The sequence below is a fragment of the Terrirhizobium terrae genome (assembly GCF_030323265.1).
Taxonomy (GTDB): domain Bacteria; phylum Pseudomonadota; class Alphaproteobacteria; order Rhizobiales; family Rhizobiaceae; genus Neorhizobium.
In genome coordinates, this window is the sequence record NZ_CP104992.1 from 905,072 (window position 1) to 922,865 (window position 17,794).

Annotated in this window: 20 protein-coding genes and 3 pseudogenes; 17 read left to right on the top strand and 6 right to left on the bottom strand. The window is 57.9% G+C overall.

Translation table 11 applies throughout. The features are described 5' to 3' along the window. The gene (locus N7E02_RS12395) at positions 1 to 1,230 is read right to left on the bottom strand and encodes an RDD family protein (protein ID WP_286582244.1); all 1,230 of its coding nucleotides are present in this window, start codon (positions 1,228 to 1,230) and stop codon (positions 1 to 3) included. Positions 1,231 to 1,575: 345 nt separating this feature from the next. On the opposite strand from N7E02_RS12395, the gene N7E02_RS12400 reads away from it, so the two are divergent. Next, the gene (locus N7E02_RS12400; RefSeq protein ID WP_286582245.1) at positions 1,576 to 1,821 is read left to right on the top strand and encodes a hypothetical protein; all 246 of its coding nucleotides are present in this window, start codon (positions 1,576 to 1,578) and stop codon (positions 1,819 to 1,821) included. Between the two features lie 61 nt (positions 1,822 to 1,882). Next, positions 1,883 to 2,311 carry a hypothetical protein gene (locus N7E02_RS12405; RefSeq protein WP_286582246.1) on the top strand — a complete coding sequence of 143 codons (429 nt, stop codon included), beginning with the start codon at positions 1,883 to 1,885 and terminating at the stop codon, positions 2,309 to 2,311. Between the two features lie 200 nt (positions 2,312 to 2,511). Here the strand turns inward: N7E02_RS12405 and N7E02_RS12410 are convergent, their stop codons facing one another. After that, positions 2,512 to 3,087, bottom strand: coding sequence for a hypothetical protein (locus N7E02_RS12410; protein ID WP_286582248.1), 576 nt, complete (start codon positions 3,085 to 3,087; stop codon positions 2,512 to 2,514). Between the two features lie 522 nt (positions 3,088 to 3,609). On the opposite strand from N7E02_RS12410, the gene N7E02_RS12415 reads away from it, so the two are divergent. The 11 genes and pseudogenes from N7E02_RS12415 to N7E02_RS12465 all read left to right on the top strand — a co-directional run bounded on the left by N7E02_RS12415 (position 3,610) and on the right by N7E02_RS12465 (position 11,594). Continuing rightward, a complete protein-coding gene (locus tag N7E02_RS12415) occupies positions 3,610 to 3,927 on the top strand; it encodes a hypothetical protein (RefSeq protein WP_286582250.1) in 318 nt (105 codons plus the stop codon). A gap of 35 nt (positions 3,928 to 3,962) precedes the next feature. After that, positions 3,963 to 4,271: a hypothetical protein gene (locus N7E02_RS12420; protein WP_286582251.1), complete on the top strand. Its 309-nt coding sequence runs from the start codon at positions 3,963 to 3,965 to the stop codon at positions 4,269 to 4,271. 142 nt (positions 4,272 to 4,413) lie between these two features. Then, positions 4,414 to 4,836 (top strand): hypothetical protein, encoded by a 423-nt coding sequence (locus tag N7E02_RS12425; RefSeq protein WP_286582254.1) that lies wholly within the window; start codon positions 4,414 to 4,416, stop codon positions 4,834 to 4,836. 183 nt (positions 4,837 to 5,019) lie between these two features. Then, complete coding sequence (locus N7E02_RS12430; RefSeq protein WP_286582255.1) at positions 5,020 to 5,400, top strand: winged helix DNA-binding protein; 381 nt, start codon at positions 5,020 to 5,022, stop codon at positions 5,398 to 5,400. A gap of 44 nt (positions 5,401 to 5,444) precedes the next feature. Continuing rightward, positions 5,445 to 5,846: pseudogene (locus N7E02_RS12435) on the top strand (recombinase family protein); the annotation flags it as partial. A 292-nt stretch (positions 5,847 to 6,138) separates the two neighbouring features. Continuing rightward, entirely contained in the window at positions 6,139 to 6,972 is an 834-nt protein-coding gene (locus tag N7E02_RS12440) for a CHAP domain-containing protein (RefSeq protein WP_286582256.1), read from the top strand. Positions 6,973 to 6,976: 4 nt separating this feature from the next. After that, the gene (locus tag N7E02_RS12445) at positions 6,977 to 8,107 is read left to right on the top strand and encodes a S1 family serine peptidase (protein ID WP_286582257.1); all 1,131 of its coding nucleotides are present in this window, start codon (positions 6,977 to 6,979) and stop codon (positions 8,105 to 8,107) included. Between the two features lie 135 nt (positions 8,108 to 8,242). Further along, a complete protein-coding gene (locus N7E02_RS12450) occupies positions 8,243 to 8,956 on the top strand; it encodes a hypothetical protein (protein WP_286582258.1) in 714 nt (237 codons plus the stop codon). A 20-nt stretch (positions 8,957 to 8,976) separates the two neighbouring features. Next, on the top strand, positions 8,977 to 10,095 hold the full coding sequence (locus tag N7E02_RS12455; RefSeq protein ID WP_286582259.1) for a helix-turn-helix domain-containing protein: 1,119 nt from the start codon (positions 8,977 to 8,979) through the stop codon (positions 10,093 to 10,095). A 219-nt stretch (positions 10,096 to 10,314) separates the two neighbouring features. Further along, on the top strand, positions 10,315 to 10,851 hold the full coding sequence (locus tag N7E02_RS12460; protein WP_286582261.1) for an acyltransferase: 537 nt from the start codon (positions 10,315 to 10,317) through the stop codon (positions 10,849 to 10,851). A gap of 317 nt (positions 10,852 to 11,168) precedes the next feature. Then, positions 11,169 to 11,594: an FkbM family methyltransferase gene (locus tag N7E02_RS12465; RefSeq protein ID WP_286582262.1), complete on the top strand. Its 426-nt coding sequence runs from the start codon at positions 11,169 to 11,171 to the stop codon at positions 11,592 to 11,594. 30 nt (positions 11,595 to 11,624) lie between these two features. Here the strand turns inward: N7E02_RS12465 and N7E02_RS12470 are convergent. After that, positions 11,625 to 12,579 (bottom strand): annotated as a pseudogene (locus N7E02_RS12470) (glycosyltransferase family 2 protein). A 348-nt stretch (positions 12,580 to 12,927) separates the two neighbouring features. Here N7E02_RS12470 and N7E02_RS12475 point away from each other — a divergent pair. Next, entirely contained in the window at positions 12,928 to 13,437 is a 510-nt protein-coding gene (locus N7E02_RS12475; RefSeq protein ID WP_286583796.1) for a disulfide bond formation protein B, read from the top strand. A 43-nt stretch (positions 13,438 to 13,480) separates the two neighbouring features. Here the strand turns inward: N7E02_RS12475 and N7E02_RS12480 are convergent, their stop codons facing one another. Continuing rightward, entirely contained in the window at positions 13,481 to 14,038 is a 558-nt protein-coding gene (locus N7E02_RS12480) for an HNH endonuclease (RefSeq protein WP_286582264.1), read from the bottom strand. A 111-nt stretch (positions 14,039 to 14,149) separates the two neighbouring features. Next, positions 14,150 to 14,834: pseudogene (locus tag N7E02_RS12485) on the bottom strand (DNA-3-methyladenine glycosylase family protein). 29 nt (positions 14,835 to 14,863) lie between these two features. On the opposite strand from N7E02_RS12485, the gene gluQRS reads away from it, so the two are divergent. Further along, positions 14,864 to 15,760, top strand: a complete 897-nt coding sequence (gene gluQRS, locus N7E02_RS12490) for a tRNA glutamyl-Q(34) synthetase GluQRS (protein ID WP_286582265.1) — start codon at positions 14,864 to 14,866, stop codon at positions 15,758 to 15,760. Here the strand turns inward: gluQRS and N7E02_RS12495 are convergent. Further along, positions 15,689 to 16,651, bottom strand: coding sequence for a YihY/virulence factor BrkB family protein (locus N7E02_RS12495; protein WP_286583797.1), 963 nt, complete (start codon positions 16,649 to 16,651; stop codon positions 15,689 to 15,691). The two genes, gluQRS and N7E02_RS12495, sit on opposite strands and share 72 nt — an antisense overlap. Before the next feature lie 92 nt (positions 16,652 to 16,743). Between N7E02_RS12495 and N7E02_RS12500 the strand changes: the two genes are divergently transcribed. Continuing rightward, positions 16,744 to 17,577 carry an SDR family oxidoreductase gene (locus N7E02_RS12500; RefSeq protein ID WP_286582267.1) on the top strand — a complete coding sequence of 278 codons (834 nt, stop codon included), beginning with the start codon at positions 16,744 to 16,746 and terminating at the stop codon, positions 17,575 to 17,577. A 13-nt stretch (positions 17,578 to 17,590) separates the two neighbouring features. After that, the gene (locus N7E02_RS12505) at positions 17,591 to 17,794 is read left to right on the top strand and encodes a twin transmembrane helix small protein (RefSeq protein ID WP_092999450.1); all 204 of its coding nucleotides are present in this window, start codon (positions 17,591 to 17,593) and stop codon (positions 17,792 to 17,794) included.

Below are 17,794 nucleotides of genomic sequence, written 5' to 3' on the forward strand. Positions count from 1 at the left end.
TTAGTTAGCGGTTGCAAACATCGCCTGGACGAACCTGTCCTTCTCGGCCGCTTGCGCTGGCGAATTGCCTCTAGTGAACACCAGCGTCCTCCAAGCGTTTCGTCCTGACACGACGATTGTGACCTCGACTACACTGTCATTGGCCTTGATCGCTCTTCCAGTAGCACGCAGAGCAGGCATCCTCTGCACATATGTAGGCTGCCACTCCGACGTAATCGCCACGTCTGAAGCCACTGCATCCTTGATCGCCCGAGCATAAGCGGCGGCATCAACTCCAGCGGTGGGGAACTGTTCGTAGCCAAAAATTGCCTCGGCTAAGAGTTCGTTGGACGCAAAGTAGAATGCCCGACCGCTGTTGGTCGCCATCTCCTCGGGCTGCCATGTTCGACCGATACTTGCGGGCTTGTTCGTGACTGGGTTGACCCACGTCTTGCTGGTTGTGAGGTTCCGGCTGCTTTGTTGCTCGTCCATCCGCAGCACGATGTTGCCAGCGAAAAGCGCGCTGACAATCACTATTGCCAATCCCAACCTCATTTTCGATGGACTTGCGGTAACGACTGGAGCGCCCTCGTCATAGGTCGCTGCCTTACCCGCAGCTAAACGGCGATACTGGCGGACTTGCGTGAACAGGGCGACAAACGGAATGCCGAGACCGAGACCGGCCACCCAGACCCTCATCTCACGGCCCAAGAAAAAAGCGATACGGTTGCGTCCGTCGGCTACCGGGACTTTCACACCCACGATAGCCTTGCCGGGTGTGTAACCTGTCAAGATCATGCAAAGCGCAGTCATCAGCATTGCGAGCGGCAGTACCAGAATGCCGAAGACCACTGCATTCATCGTCATGAGTTGGAGATAGATGTCGGGCGCATACAGTACGGACCACAATCCGATGCCAAAACCCAAAAGCGGCACGAAGATAAGATTGTCGATGAACCGCGCCCAAAAACGTGGCCAAGGCCTCGATATCAGCACGATAGCAGGCTGCTGTGCGACTGGCTGGAAGGCGGGTGGCGGCAGCTTTGGTGGTTGGATCAAGGGCAAAGGCGGCGGCGTGACGAAGGCTTTCGCTAAGTCTGGATGGTCCTCGGCGTGCAGCCAGTTTTCCATCCCATCGCGCCAAACGTAGGTGTCGCGCTTGATAGCACCACTCTTGATTAATGAGCGCAGCTCGTCGTCGCCGACAGGCCCCTGCTGCCCCTGTCCTACGGCGTAGTACCAGTCTGTCATGAAATTCACCCCATAGCCCTCGAAGACGACAACTACCAAGAGGCGATAAAGGCGTAAAGCTGGTCGAAAATCGCACGCGGGCGAAGTTGCTGAAGCCACGCAGGGCAGCGGCCGAGCGAGGCAAGGGCCAAATGTGAAACGTCGCTAGGGCTATCGCCACATCCGTTCAAAAAATCTCTTCAGGTTTTCTGAGGCCGATCAACGGCTTATCGTCAAGAAATTCACCGGTGGTTATGTTATTGATTTTCATGAGATTTACGAGCTTGACGAACTATCTGATGCGGAGTCTAACAGCATCGTTCTGGCCGGAACGCATCACTTCAACCTCCCTCATGGACTTTCAGAATGTCTTTCCAGTTCGCCGCTTTCGGCCACCACATCGAAGTCGTTAACCGCTTCCCGCATGCCTTCTATATCTTCACAGACCGTCTTGAGTTCGCTTGGAGCCGGGAGGAATGGTTTCAGTCACCGTCTGGCAAGTGGCGGCATTGGGTCATCGAGAAGCGCCACGGCAGCGGCTCACAGGACACAGACGCCTTATTGCTGAAAATTCAGCAGCAAGCGGAGCCTTCAGAGGTGACCGCAGGATGAGCGCCAACTTCCCCTCTACGTCCGCAATGGTGAGCCATACGTCCGCGATCTGGACCTTGCCGTGTCCCTTGGGATGCGCCGTCCGATCGACATCAGGACCGGCCTCATCAAACTCTACGTCACCGGCCCGATGCACTATGGCTTCATGATCTGGGAAGATGATGGCGGTGTAGCCGTGTCAGTCGATCCATCGCGGGCCTATCTGCTGACCGAAGATCAGGCGCTGTTCGTCTGTCACTTCTCGACTAGCCGCCGAGCTGATGCCACGGCCCGAGCGGTTGTCACCGCCTTTGCCCGCCACAAGAGCCTGAGCGTTCTCCTTCGGGAGGCGCTGACGCGGGCCATGGGTGATGCCGCTGCTGGCCGCGAGGCGTTGTTTATCGACGCCCTAAAGGCTCGGCTTAGGCAGACCGTGAAGGTGCGCCGCCACACGACGAGACGGCGGCGGCTACCGCAGACCTTCAGCTCGAAACGCTCCAGCCTCAGATAGCGTTCTTACCTTCCTCGTCCCCCCGGTTTTTTCGCCTTTCGCCATCAGACCGGCGCTCATCTACCTCGGAGCATTGAGCGCGTTAAAATGCGGGGACGAGACAAGAGGAGCTGCCTTTTCCTTTGGTTGCGGAGAGGGCATGTCGAGTCCTGCCACTACGGTCTCGATCATCTTTCGCTTCGGGGCACCCTGAGTATGCCTCAGAAGGAAGATGCGGGTCGAAGGATTGGTCGGCAAAACGCCCAGTCGAGAACCGGCAAGAGGGACATCGACCTCTTCAAAGGCCATCTCTGGCAGTGCCCACTGAATTTTTTGCTGAATACAAAGACCACGTCAGGCGCATTTTTGGAAATCTCATCCTCAAACCGTGACTTCGCGACTGGCACCATTGGTCCGCTCAGGTGAGCGTATCGCTTTTCCCCTTCGCCGATCGCCCACGGAGCATAGTTCATGAATAGGACACGGCTCCAAAAATCGGAGTGGGTCGTGAAGCCGAAGTAGTCGCGGATGTGGTTGAAGAACGCGATATTGTAATCTCCTGAGACGACCTTTTCGAGAACCTCCTCGGTAACTTCGCTGTCGTCTGGCTCATCCTCGCCAAGCCAGTGGGAGTTGCCGACGATCATAACGCGGCGGCCTTCGATGCCTTGCTCGTACAGGTCTCCGCGCCACGGACGGTGGATCACGTAGTTTGGGTCGATCGCTTCAGAAATTGGTCTTCTCCCTTGGTAATCTGGCTTTCCGAAATCATTAGGCGTGTATTCCCAACGCCACAACCGCATATCGGGAACACGACGGCAACCGCTAATCGACGCTGGAAAACTGACACTCAGAAGCTCAAATCGATTACCCCACCCTTATAGAAGGGCCTGAAGGGGGAGACCATCATCTGAAATGAACTGGAACAGAGGATGGCTGATGAAATCAGGATGATCTCTGTCTTGATATTCATGGTGATGATGATCGTGATGAAACCCTAATCCACCTATAGTCTCCCTTCATGTCCACCCCGAGGTTTCCTTCATAGCGAACCCTCGACCACCTCCACCCCGCACAGTCCCCATCATGGACGCTCGACTTCCGAGAGTGCGATAGCTCATGCTCAAAGTTGAGCATCAGCCGTTCTCATGGGTGTGGTGACCCTCGGCCCTCTTGTCGCGACTTCTAGGCTCAGCCTCGTGGTCTGCTGACGAGAGGGCCGTTTGCATTTCACCGCCCCGCCAACATCACCACCACAGAACCCTGAGACCATCATCATGCACAACGAAACTTCCCTTGGTCGGGAGGATGGCGAAGCCATGCCTTCAGCCACCTCTACCCTGAAAATCTTCATCCAGCCCACCAGCCTCGACCAGCGTGGGCAGAACTACTCGGTCTCGTTCGAAGGCGAGATCATCATCGACAAGACCCGCAATCCCTCCGCCGATGCCTGCCGCCGCTTGGTCGCTCTCGGCCACTCCGGTCGGCTTGAGGTCTGGGGCATCGGTGAGCCGTTCGCTCGCCTCATCATCCGCGACATCGAGACCGCAGCCGCCCTCACGATCTCCGAGACCACCGGACATGGCCCGAGGGTCGCGACCTACCAACCCTTCAACGCCTCGGCGCTTGCCGCCTGACACGACCATCATCACGAACCCAGAAAGAAACGCACATGACCTTTCCGCGTATTCGCACCATGACCATCGACAGCCATGACGAGGATGTCGCCATCATTCGCATCCGCTTCATCAACGCTGCTGACGGCTCTGCCCAGTTCCTGACCACGGATGTCGGTGAGCATCTCGACATCAACGCTGACGAGGACGGTGATTGCCTCGATGTTCTGACCGACTTCGGCATCCCCTTCACGAAGACCACCGTCAATGACCGAGGCCAGATCATCGGCCCCGTTGGTCTCATCTCCGAGCGTGATTACAGGCGGCTTATCGTCGAGGTCTCGAAGCTCCGCCTGGACGCCTGAGACCCAATCCCAAAAACGCGCCTATGAGCGCTATTCCTCATCGGCGGGTGGTCTTCACCCGTCCATGCACTCCGTGCGCCCAGAAGGCCGACACGAGGCAACCAGAAACCACCGTCACCCCCATAACAACGGAAACAATCGCATGACAGCATTCGGCGAAGCATTCAAAGCCGCCCGCTCAGCCGGTAAGACCACCTTCAAGTGGCAGGGCCGAGCCTATCACACCAAGACCAAGGAGGAGATGGAGAAGACCATGAAGTCTGTCCCCACTCCGACACCACGACCAGCCACCAACAGCGGCCCGCGCTCCAGCTCGGTCGATGCCGAGAATGCTGGTCGCTCCACGGCCAAGACTGCCCCGGCATCTCAGCCCGAGGACACGCGCTCGACCAGTTCGCTGGCGATCACCCCAACCAAGACGGAAGCCAAGGCTGAGACCAAGCAGGCAGCCACGCAGCGGCCTCGCTCCAACGGTAAGTCCAGCTTCCTCGCCACCCACAAGGGCAACCCTCCGACGCTGCCTATCAGCAAGCCGAGGCGCACCCGAGCATGGGCCAATAAGTAGGCCTACTGGTCCGCATCAGGTCCGGACTTTTTCGGGCCAAAAATTCGAGACCCCAATCAGATACAAGGCTCTACCGGCTTCCCCCGGTGGGCCTCCTCCCTGCATTTTGAGGCCATCTCGATGCACTTGACGGGCGCATAACCCGCTGTAATCGAATGACAAACCCACCGTGAGACCTTTCGAATGACCCACACTCGAACCGATGCCTTCTCATCGAAGCGGACGCTGTACGAGGCCTTCCGCTTCATCGAAACCTTCCGTGAGCTGCGGCCTGACATGCCGATGCAGACAGCCGCCATCCTGCTCCTCATCGCCATGAAGCCGGGGATTGGTCAGCGGGAGTTGCTCGACCTCATGGACATCAGCCAAGCCGGTGTCTCCCGCAACGTCTATGCTCTCTTGGACACCGACCGACACGGAAAGCCGGGGCTGAACTTCGTTAGCCAGCGTCGTCAGCCGAGCGATGGGCGGAACACAGAGCTGCACCTGACCAGCGAGGGCCATGCTTTCCTCCATCGCCTTCTGGTCGCTACTCATGCCGAGGAGGAGACAATCAGCGCTTAGGCCGTGTCGATAAGCTGGAGGGGAGCAATCCCCCTTCAGTGCCAATAGACCATGCCCGTGAAGGTGATGTATTCATCGTCACCAAGCTGGACCGATTGGCGCGCTCCATGACCGACCTAGTGAGGATCAAGGACACGCTGGAGACTAAAGGCGTCACGCTCAAAATCCTTAATCTCAACATCGACACCTCGACACCTACCGGCAAGCTGATGCTGAGCCTGCTAGGTTCCATTGCCGAGTTCGAGCGCGACATCATGCTGGAGCGGCAGCGGGAGGGCATTGCCAGGGCGAAAGCTGACGGCAAGTACAAGGGCCGCGCCCCGACTGCTCAGCGGAAAGCTGATGACGTGAAGCGCCTGAGGGCCGAAGGGAAGACCGCAGAGCAAATAGTTGTGGAATTAGGCATCAGCCGTTCCAGCGTGTTCAGGGCGCTTCGGGCGGAATAATCACGCGTCCGTTTGTCATGGGATGATTATGTATTTTCACCTGATGCACGTGAATTTCGAAACGAGGCATAGCGCCGGGTATGAGGATGGTGGAAAAACATCGAAAACGCAGAAGACAAAACGATTCAAGTAAATATACGAAAGAACAATCGACAGTAAACAACTGAATAAATACGCTTTTCAATGATGTTTAAGGCAAGAAACTCAAGCTCCAAATGAAAATGATACTTTATCACTTGACGAAAAACCAAAAGGTGAGAACCTCCCACACATACACGCTATGGGGGTTAATATGCAAAGACGCACTTTTCTTACGGGCTGTGTAGCCTCGACAGCAGCATTTGGCTTCGCTGCCAACAAAGCACTCTCGCAATCTTCAGGTGAAGGGATCGAGATTGAGAGTCCGATGCCTCCTCTTCCAGATGATCTTGTTGCCTTAGACGGACAAGCCGCAGCGCCTTTTATTGAAACTACCGTTGTAGGCACTGGGAAGCCGCTAGCTCACGAAATAACTGACGCTTACAACGTTCTAATCGCATCGCCTTTTAACTGCGAACCGATTGAAGTCGCCGAGTATTTTCTCAAACTGGGACAAGGCGATTTCGGGGCCAACCTCGCAAAATACGCTCGCGAATGGCCCGAGCGCGCCAACCCCGTAATATTCCATTTTTTCTCAGCCACGAGAACTAAGCCCGAAGGTGATGCAACTGCATGGTGCGCCGCATTTATGAATTGGTGCCACGTAAGAGCAAAAGCGAAAACTATCGACGAAATCGGCAAATCACCGGGCTTTTTCTCTCAGTCAGGACAACCATTCAGCAATGACAATCTATTGAGATTCAGCACAAACAGCGCAAGCTCCGGATCGTTCCGATGCAACACAAAGACGGATGACCCAGCAAGAGGTGACCTAGTCGTCATGGCGAACAAAGGAACTGGCAATATGACCGCTAGCTGCCTTGGAACAGGTCATGTGGCATTCTTTATTGCGAAGCTTCCTGATGGAAAGGTTAGGATGCTCGGAGGCAATCAAGGATTGGCAGGCACGAATGGAGCCGTGACCATGGGCAAAGAAGCGATCGGCCCGAACAGCCGCTTCTTTTCGTTTGTTCAAGCAAAGGGCTAGCGCAATGCGCCTTTTTCTACTGTTCGTTTGCCTGTACTCTATATTACCCGACAGCCTCTTCGCGTCAGATGCAATGCAACGAACTGTCGTCAAGCTTTTCAAACGAGCAATAGTCAAGATTGACGTATCAGGCAGGGTTCCTCAGTTTGACAGCGGCGGTATTGACCAGTGTCAATCGCAAGGGATGGGCTTTTTGGTAAGCCGTTCTTTGATCATATCAGCGAGACACGTGATAGATACTCCTGCTGTTTGCGATAAGGTCATAAGGGCTTCGTCCGCCTCCGCGACCTTCCAGTCCATAGCAGACGAAGCAAGCTCGCTAGGTGACATTGTTCTTTTGAAGCTCAGGGGCAGCGATGCCCCGAACAGCATGTGCGCATTGGCAATAGCCGATAAAAGCGTTGTGAATGAAACGGTGGTGCGTTTTGCAATGCCAGCGCCTTTAGTTGATCCAGCCGCCCTATTAACGGAATTAGATGACCTCGGACAATTTGCGCCAAACGTTAGGTTTAGCCCCGCACCAGTACACAATGGCGATAGTGGCGGCCCGTTAGTTCATATGTTCTCGGTCGTCGGATTGACAAAGGAGAAGCTCACGCAGGTTGACGGTTATGGGGTTATGATTCCTGTTGAACCTATAATTCGATTGCTGAGAGCCGCAAATTTCGCGCCGGATGGGTCTCTTTGTAACCCCTTGGAGATGGCAGCCTCGCCCTTTGGGGCTACGTTCTCATCTGAAATTTACACCGCAGATCAGCTCGAAGACGGGCTGAACAGCACGATAATCGGCGCCTCAATCATCGTTCCCGGCGGTGGAGCACCGTTCGGCGAGAATAATAGCCTCATTCCTAGCCTTAGGGACAATTCGCATCACGGCCCATTCGGTGGCGGTGGTCACCTTGGCGATCTTCAGCTCAATCTTCCTCCACGAAATCCAACAATATCTGCACCCTCCGACAATCCATACTCCACCTCTGTATGGAAGAACTCAGATGGAAAAAGTGTGTCGGTAAATATCAGTCCTGATTTTCGTCAATCGGGTATAGAAGCTGAGTTCTTCGAGAAATCCCTGACATCTCAACTATGGAGGGATTTTACCACGTCTCTGCGAACAGAAGCGGTAGCGCAGCCTTAAACTGGCCACCCTAATGCGCGTAACATGACGCCATAAATGGCTATTTCAGCAAAACCTCAGCAGAAAATTATTGCATAATGCAAAAATTTCACAACATAATCCGACCATCACAATGATTCGAATGTGGCGGACCTCATGTTGGAAATGGCACAGCAGTTGGAATTCGCAGCCGGCATCAGGCGAGATGTCTCGAGAAACATTTTGCTGGAAGTGCAAGAGATATTCCCCGTTGGCGCGCGACAAGCGGACCACTCAGTTAATTCCGCAGAGAGTAAGGAAGAGCGGCCTTTGCTGCTTTCCTCTCGCCGCAAAAGATTGGCGATCGGACTTCTGCGGGCGCAGATGTTGGATGAGGCTTTCGAACAAATTTTGACGAGGCACGGCGTCGAGTTTGTACGACAGATCAAGATCGATGTCGGAACAGATGAGAAGAAGGATACCCCTGTTTTCGTCACAGTGGGTCGGTTTGGTTCCACGCTATTGGGTTTTGCTTCCCACCTCAAAGCCGACGATTTGCCAAATAAGCGGAGCAAATCGCGAAGGGCGCTGTGCACGCTGAACAGGGGCCTAACGAGAGACCTTTTCGCCCCGCTTGAAAGCTACAGAGACGCAGACCGGTTCGCTGTTCTTATGGTTCGGCGCGATCTGGAAGATGTGTCTAAGATAGCGATGATTACCGTTTGCCTGATTGATGCGCGGCAAGAGCGCTTTGTCTACCAGCAAGAACTGGGTGAATTTTTGGCTGGATATGGCTCTGCGTCCGGAGTACCTGCTCGCCGAACGACAGTGCTCAAACCGGTCAAAACCACCTTCAAAGGATCATCGACCGGCGAGCAAGAGACGAAGTAGGTTTGATATGGTGAATAACCGTGCGTAACGGTGTGGTCGGCTTCTCGGGCGCCAAGCTTGCCGAAGCGAGACTGGCGAGAGGCATAAGTTCGCGTAAGGCGTTGGCGGACTTGATGCGTAAAGCACCTAGCACCGTCATTCGGTGGGAGGACGGTGAAACTGCGCCAGAACCGTCAGCGTTAGCTGAGTTGGCGAACGTGCTTAGCATGCCGGAAGACTTCTTTCTGGCAGAGCGTAAAGGTGAAAGCGGCTTGCCGTTTTTCCGTTCGTTTGCTGGCGCATTGAAGAGTGACCGTGGCGTCCAAGAAGTTCGCTTGCTGTGGCTGCAGGATATAACTGCGGTTGCCGATCACTACGCATATTTACCAGAAGTTGATGTCCCCGATATGTTAGCTGGCCGCTCCTTCAAAACCCTCAGAGAGGAGGAGATCGAAGCTATCGCTATCAACGCGAGAAACCATTGGGGTTTGGCGCTACGTCCGATAGCCGACATGGTCGCTTTCCTTGAGAAAATAGGCGTGGTCGTCGCCGCTGAGACCATGGAGACAACGCAACTAGACGGAGTGAGCCGGTGGGGGAGCGACGGTCGGCCCTATGTTCTGCTAGCCAATGATAAGCAGTCTTTTTCTCGACGCCAATTCGACGCAGCGCATGAGCTTGGGCATCTTCTAATTCATCGTGCCGTCACTCAGAATGAATTGGTCGAAGATCATCGCCTCATTGAGGACCAAGCGCATCGCTTCGCCTCCGCTTTTTTGCTGCCAGCAGCGCAATACGTAGCAGAGGTAAGCTCTGGGGCGATGTGGGAACTCGAACGCCTCAAGGCTCGATGGAAGGTATCAATTAAAGCTCAGATAGTTCGGCTGCAGAGGCTAAGCGTGATCGACAAAGGCAACGCTCTTCGTCTTTACAAGGCGTACAGTGCGCGAGGTTATAACGCTAACGAGCCATTCGACGACACTTGGGAGCTTCAACACCCCTCCCTTCTCTCCGATGTGTTCCGCGCATTGATAGACTCGGCGGAGATTAGCAAAGAAGTGCTGCGGCATGACCTCCCGCTACTTCCACATGATGTTGAGAGTCTAACCAATCTTCCTTCCGGGTGGCTGAGCCAGAGTCTGCGCGTGTCGTGTTGCTGAAACAACCGAAATCTGCGCCGCGAAATGCTGAAGGCAATCAGGGGCAGATCATACCTTTAAAGCGAGATTGAAGACTTGGGCTGGAGTTGAAACTGCTACAGCAACCTGCTACAGCGGACAGCGCAGATGGAAATCTAAACCATTGAAATCATTGCCCACAGACCGGTGACCTGACGCCGGCACGGGGCACCATCAGATCAAAGCTAGGCGCCGGCGAAGGTGAAGATACCCACTCCGTTTCTCCTGTATCAGCGGCTGAAAGCTCTTTTCCTACCCGGAGAATTGAGGATCGGTCCACGCAGCAAGATCGCGGTCGGCGCACGAATTCTCTTTCACCGCGGCAAAATCGTCATCGGCGCCCGTGGCAAGCTGCATCCGGGCGCCATGCTCGATGCCCAGAAGGGCAGCATAGTTCTGGGCGAGCACGTATCCCTTAATCCCTACGCCATCATCTATGGTGCCGGCGGGGTGACGATCGGCAATGACGTGCGCATCGCCGCCCACGCGGTGATTGTTTCCTTCGAGCACAACTACTCCGACAAGTCCCGTCCGATCACTGATCAGGGCGTCACATTGCGCCCCGTCATCATCGAGGATGACGTATGGATAGGCAGCGGCGCGAAGATCCTGGCCGGTGCGCATGTCGCAAAAGGCTGTGTGATTGCGGCCAATGCCGTGGTCAAGGGCAGGACCGAGCCCTATGGAATTTACGGCGGCGTGCCCGCGCGCCTGTTGCGGCGACGCGGCGACAACTGATCGTCGCCCGACGTGGCCACGCCAAACGAGAAGAGACATTGCCATGCAGAGACTTGCACGCTCGATCAGGAAGAAATTCAGGCGGCTCACGAATGCGAGAACCGTTACCATCAACGGCATCAGGCTGGTCTCCGGCAAGGACCAGGTGCCGCCTTATGTGCGCGACCTGATGTTTCGCGAGGTCTATGAAGACACCGAACGCAACATACTTCTCGACATCCTGAAGCCCGGGTCACGGGTGGTGGAACTCGGCACCGGCCTCGGTTTCATCGCCCTGCTGGCGTCCAAGATCTGCGGACCGGAGAATGTCTGGACCTATGAGGCAGAATCCGGCGGTCGAAAGCCTGATCCGCCAGAACTTTCGCCTGAACGGGATCGAACCGCAGCTGAACATGCATGCGGTGACGCAGGACGGCCGGGATCTCGTCTTCAACGCCGCCGCCAACATCATCTCGTCGAGCGCCTTCGAACGCGGTGTCGAAGGCCAGACCCTTACCGTGAAAAGCGAGCCGTTCCACGAAGTCATCGCCAGGCACCGTCCCGACGTTCTGATCATGGATGTCGAGGGCGGCGAGTACGAGCTTCTGCCGAATGCCGATCTCGGACCGATCCGGCACATTCTGGTCGAACTGCACCCGCATATCATCGGCGAGCAGAAGGTCGAGGAGATCAAGGCAAGCCTTGCTACCGCCGGCTTCAAGGAAAAGAGCAGCGACCGGAAGACCTTCCACTTTCAGCGTTGATGGCGCAATGCCGGCGGCACCGCTGCCGGCTCAGGTTTCCGGAAGGCTCGTAAGGAAACCCAGTTCCCGCAATTGCGCAGGACCTTCGAAGCGGACCGATTCCTTCCCGGCAAAATCGAGGTCTCCGTCGCGATCAAGCGCGGTCATCATCGCCTGATAGTGCTCTGCGCCATTATGATGCTGCTTGCCCTCGGCCGCCTCGGCGATCTTGCCGCGGTAGTTGGTGAAGAACTTCAGATGCAGCAGCACGCCGAAAAACGGTTCGAAATTCCGCTCGTAAGGTAGCGGGCGGTGGGGACTGCTGCCGAAGAAGCAGTGGCGGTCCCAGAAGATCACCGGATATTTCATCAGCTCGTTGGCCTCGGAAAACCGGCGCTTGCGCGGCCCGCCCTTGAGGCTCACGCCGCGTTTGTCGAGTGCGGCATCATATCCGCTCGCGTCGAAATGATTGGAGAACTGCCAGGGCTCCCCGTGATCCGGATCGGGCGCGATACTGCCCGGGCCGGGATACATATCGATCATCGGCGCTGCAAGCCGCCCGGCGCCATGCTCCTCCAAGAGGGCGGTGAGTTCGGTGAGCCCCTTGCGTCGCAGCCGTCGTAGAGAAGGAACTCGTCGGAATCGACGTTGACATACCAGCGATCATAGCCGTAGCGGGCAAAAGCGCCTCCCGCCAGCGGCGGCCGCGCCTTGCCTCGCCATAGCGCAGCGGCGAGGTCCAGAGGTCGACATCCGGCTGTGCGGCGAGATAGTCCCGCGTTCCGTCGCTGGAGACGTCGTCGACGCAGATGAAGCGCGTCACGCCGAGCTTGCGATAGTGGCGGATGAAGTAGGGCAGGATCGTCATGTCGTTGTGGGTGACGAAGACCAGAGGAAGGTCTTCGCGCGAAAGCGGCCTGACTGCTGCCATGGGCGCAAGCTCGACATCCTGCCTGTCGCGACGCTCGCGCCGGGTGATGCGCCAGTTCTCATAGGCCGTGCGCAGCTTGTCGACCATGCCCCGACGGATATCGGGTCGCCCGCTCTTGAAAGGGTAGTCCACTCTGTTCACCTGCCTGTTGGGCAAAACGCATGATGCGGCGCCGGTCCGGCCGGCACGCCTTTGACCGTCCTCGTACTAAACAAGACGGACGCTGGCAATCGGACGGACCGGGCACGCGCTTGATGCCGAGGCAGCGATCACGGGAATGTGCCGGAAACAGCGGCAAGAACGCCGCCTCCCCCAGTTTACAGTAGTGAGCGTTCTGCTCTACAGCTTTCGCCGAAATGCCGACACATGGCTTGCGTATCGCAGGGTCGACTGACGGCGAACGGCAAGGAGAGCTGCATGGCAATGACGACGACCGCCCGGACCAACCGCCCCGGCACCGGCCATGCGATACTCGTCACGCTCGGCATGGCAGCGACGGTCGGCGGCGCGCTCGGCTTCCAGCATATCGGCGGCTACATTCCCTGCGCGCTCTGCCTGCTGCAGCGCGATCCCTATTATTTCGGCATTCCCGTCGGCATTCTCGCCGTCGGCTCGGCCGCCTTCGGCCTGCCGGCCTGGATCCCCCGTATCCTGCTGATCATCGTCGGCATCATGATGCTCGTCGGCGCCGGCATGGGTGTCTATCACGCGGGCGTCGAATGGAGTTTCTGGCCGGGGCCTGCTAGCTGCGGCGGCGGCGCCGGCGTCACGACCAATGCAGGCAACCTGCTTGGCGACCTCAACACCGTACATGGCCCGTCCTGCACCGAGGCCGCCCTTCGCGTGCTCGGCCTCTCCTTTGCCGGCTGGAACGTGCTTGCCAGCCTCGTGCTTGCCGCGATCGCCTTTATCGGCGCGAAAAAGGCCGCCTGAGGCGGCCTTCGGTAAATCCGAACATCGAAAGAAGCCCTTCGGCTTAAGGCTGCAGCTCGGTATCCCAGTAGAGATAGTCCATCCAGCTTTCGTGCAGATAGTTGGGCGGGAAGAGGCGGCCGTTGTTGTGCAGGTCCTGCACGCTCGGCGGATAAGGCTTCTGGTGCGGGAACATGCCGGCCTGCTTGGGCAGCTTGCTGCCCTTCCTGAGATTGCAGGGCGAACAGGCCGCGACGACGTTTTCCCAGGTCGTCTCGCCGCCATGGGCACGCGGGATGACGTGGTCGAAGGTCAACTCGTCATGGGCGCCGCAATACTGGCACTCGAACTTGTCGCGCAGGAACACGTTGAAGCGGGTGAAAGCGGGGTTGCGGGTCGGCTGGACATAGGTCTTGAGGCTGACGACGCTCGGCAATCTCATCGTGAAACTGGGTGAACAGACCGAATGCTCGTATTCGGCGATGATGTTCACACGGTCAAGGAAGACCGCCTTGATCGCGTCCTGCCAGGACCATAACGACAAGGGATAGTAACTCAGCGGCCGGTAGTCAGCGTTCAGGACGAGCGCCGGCAAGGCCTGCGGGGAGACTGCAATCGTCAAGTGACGCTCCTACCCGATTCGGCATCTATCTCCTCTATATTAGGTCCGTTGTTACAGGATTGTGAAGCCCAATAAATGCAGTGGCTTCGTTCCCCCGAGCTTCACACAGATTTATGCAATCGGCAGGCCGTTGCGGCGCATGGCGACCGCGTAATAGGCCCAGAATAGCCGGGCCGCGACGGACCGGTGCGGGCTCCACCCTTCAGCCATCGCAGCCAGTGCCTTCGATTCGGGTCGTGCATCCATCTTGAAGGCGTGGCCGACGGCGAGACTGCAATGCCACGTCGCCCGACGGGAAGATATCGGGATGGCCGGCGCAGAACATCAGATAGACCTGTGCCGTCCAGGGACCGATGCCGGGCAGTGACACCAGCTGTTTCATCGCCTCGTCGCCATCGAGGGCGCAGATGCCGTGCAGGTCGACCGTTTCGTCGACCACGGCCTTCGAGAGTGCCATCAGCGTTGCGGCTTTTGCCCGCGACAGGCCGAAGGTGGATATGACCTCGGGCGCAAGCGCGGCATATGCCGGCGCCGTCACCGGTCCAGCCACGGTAATCCTGCGCCAGATCGCGTCGGCGCTGGCGCGGGACACCATCTGGGAGACGATGACCGAGGCGAGACCGGCAAAGCCGGGCTTGGAGAGACGCAGGGGAAGCGGGCCGGTCAGTTCGGCGATCGGGATGAGCCGTTTGTCGAGAAGCAAGAGTTGCGCAAGCCCTGCCTCGACATCCGCGTCGCATGTTATGACCTGCACCGATCCATTCTCCCGTTGGCCCCATTCTCGCCTTGGCCCCATATTCTCGCCTTGGCCCATGAGCCTAAAGCATGGCAGAAGACCGCATGCAGACCCAATCCTCTGATAGCCCCGTCTTCCGCTTCGCGCCAAGCCCGAATGGGCTCCTGCATCTCGGCCATGCGCGTTCCGCGCTGATGAACCACGATATGGCCCGCGACACGGGAGGCCGCTTCCTGCTGCGCATCGAAGACATAGATGTGGCCCGCTGCACACCCGAATTCGAGGAAATGATCTATCGAGATCTCGCCTGGCTCGGCATCTCGTGGGAGACGCCGGTGCGGCGGCAGTCGGAGCATTTCGATTTTTATCGGCAGGCGCTCGCCCGGCTGCAGGACATGGGCCTCGTCTACCCTGCCTTCATGACCCGCGGCGAGGTGAAGGCTCGGGTTTCGGACTATGAGCGGGACGGCAGCATCTGGCTGCGCGACCCGGATGGTTCGCCGCTCTATCCGGAGGACGACCGGCACTGCGGCGAGGCCGAGCGGCAGCGGCTGATCGCAGAGGGTGTGCGGCATGCCTGGCGGCTGGATATGGGCAAGGCGCTGGCAATGACGGAAAAGACGCTCTCCTGGCAGGAGACGGGCGACGGAGAGGATCAAGAAATTGTCGCCGATCCCGGCCGATGGGGCGATGTCGTTCTATCACGCTCGGATGCGCCGTCGAGCTATCATCTCTCGGTCGTCATGGACGACGCACTGCAGGGCATCACCCATGTGGTGCGAGGGCAGGACCTGTTTGCCGCAACGGCGGTGCACCGGCTGCTGCAGGTGTTGCTCGACCTTCCCGAGCCTGTCTACCACCACCACCGGCTTGTCGTGGACGATGAAGGTCGAAAGCTTTCGAAAAGCGAAGGCTCAACCGGAATTGCGGCTCTTCGGGACGAAGGCATCTTCCCCGACGACATTCGCCGCCTTGTCGGCCTCTAGGCTTTGGGCCCGGCGCACCTTGCGCTGCCGCTTGACCTGCTTGACCACCGAATAGACCTTGTATTTGAGGATCGCGGCGTTGAGTTCGGCGCCGAGCATGAAGATCACGCCGACCATGTAGAGGAAGACCAGCACGATCATGATCGACGCGAGGCCGGCATAGGTCGCGGCATAGTTGGCGAAGGTCGAGAGATAGGCGGCGAAACCGAAGCCGAATGCCGTCCACAGCACCACGGTCATCGCCACGCCCGGCAGGATATCGATCAGCCGGCGGTTACCGGCCGGCAGCCATTTATGCGAACCGAGCAGCCCGATCATCAGGAGAAGCGCCGTGCCGATGAGACCCCAGTTGGCGACCGCATTGAGATCGCTGATCAGCCACGGAAAACGCGTCTGGGCGAAACGGCTGGCGATCGGAACCGCCAGCAGCAGGATGCTGATGACGGCAAAGATCACCACCGCCAGGATGACATAGCCGAGGCTCGCGAGGCGCGTAACATACCAGGGACGTGTCTCGGTGACGCGATAGGCGCGGTTGAGCGAAACACGCACCGCCTCGACACCGTTGGAGGCAAAATAGGCGGCAGCCAGTACCGAGACTGTGAGCAGCCCGCCGCGCGGGATTTCCAGCACCCGCTGGATTTCAGACGCGATCGGATCGGCGATATCGGCCGGCCATGTGTCGAACATCAGATGCAGCGTGGTTTCCGAAAATCCGCCCGCGCCCAGAAAGCCGGCCAATGCCGTGCCGAAGATCAGGAAGGGGAACAATGCCAGGAGGCCGGAAAGCGCAACATGGCTCGCCATCGCCCAGCCGTCATCCTCGGAGAAGTGCCAATAGGCATCCCACAGAACCTTGAAGGCCAGTCTGTGCCATCGCGGCCGACGCATTTCTTCCGACAATGGACACTCCGTTGTGACTTCCGGCGAAATATGGGAGGAACACCGCCACTTGTACAGGGAAGCCGGGGAACAGTTTCACAATGACTGCCAAGAGAACGATCATCGTCACCGGCTGTTCCTCGGGCATCGGCGCATACTGCGCAAGGGCATTGAAGGCAGACGGCTGGCGCGTGTTCGGAAGTGTGCGCAAGCAAGAGGATCTGGCAGCTCTCCAGGCCGACGGCATCGAAGCACTGATCATGGACTATACAAGGCCGGAGACGATCGCGCGGCTGGTCGAGGACGTAGCGGAGAGGACTGGTGGCCGGCTCGACGCGCTGTTCAACAACGGCGCCTATGGCCAACCCGGTGCCGTCGAAGACCTGACGACCGAGGTTCTGCGCGAGCAGTTCGAAACCAATGTCTTCGGCTGGCACGAGCTGACCCGCCGGGTCATTCCGATAATGCGGGCGCAGGGAAAGGGCCGGATCGTCAATTGCTCGTCGATCCTCGGCCTCGTGCCCTATCGCTATCGCGGCGCCTACACGGCCTCCAAATATGCGCTGGAGGGGCTGACCGTCACCATGCGCATGGAACTGGAAGGCAGCGGCATCGGCGTCAGCCTGATCGAGCCAGGCCCGATCGAATCGCGTTTCACGGCGAATGCACTCGCCAAGATCAACGAACATATCGATCTGCAAGGCTCGGCCCATGCAGCCGAATACGAACGCCAGCTCAGGCGGCTGGACGGAAGCGGACCGGTCAATCGCCACAAGCTCGGGCCGGATGCGGTCTATGAGGTACTGCGCCACGCCTTGACCTCGCCGCGTCCACAACCGCACTATCTGGTCACCAGACCTGCCAAGCAGGGCGCGTTGTTGAAGAGGCTGCTTCCCGCTTCGCTTTTCTATACGCTGTTGAAGCGGTTCGACTGACGGGAGGAGCCTGATGTCCACATTCACCACCATTCTCACCGTGATCGTGATGGGCCTCGTCGTGCTCGTCCTGATCCGCGGCCTGTTCACCATGATGAAGGGTCAGGACGCCAACCGGTCGAACAAACTGATGCAGCTCCGGCTGGTGCTGCAGGCGGTCGCGATCGTGCTCATCATGCTGACGCTCTGGATCACCGGCGGCGGCAGGCCGACCTGA